Raw genomic sequence first — 283 nt, forward strand, 5'->3', positions numbered from 1 at the left:
GAGAATATTCTACACCAAGAACATTCAGCACGAAAAGTAAAGGTGCACAAGAAGCACACGAAGCCATTCGTCCAACCGATATGTCGCGTCATACCGTTAACATCGAGAGAGACCAAGCGCGTTTATATGATTTAATTTGGAAAAGAACATTGGCTTCACAAATGAGCGATGCCGAATTAGAGAGAACCAACGTAAAAATTAGCTCAGACAAGCATTCCGAAATTTTTCAAGCCATTGGAGAAGTTATCAAATTCGAAGGTTTTCTAAAAGTTTACCTTGAAGG

The 283-nt window shown here is 39.6% G+C and carries 1 protein-coding gene; it reads left to right on the forward strand.

Annotated features, from left to right (window positions below; all coding sequences use genetic code 11):
- The coding region (locus WFZ85_RS16320; protein WP_342697290.1) for a DNA topoisomerase at positions 1–283 on the forward strand (283 nt) is incomplete at both ends.

Source organism: Flavobacterium aureirubrum (genome assembly GCF_038739835.1).
Taxonomy (GTDB): domain Bacteria; phylum Bacteroidota; class Bacteroidia; order Flavobacteriales; family Flavobacteriaceae; genus Flavobacterium; species Flavobacterium aureirubrum.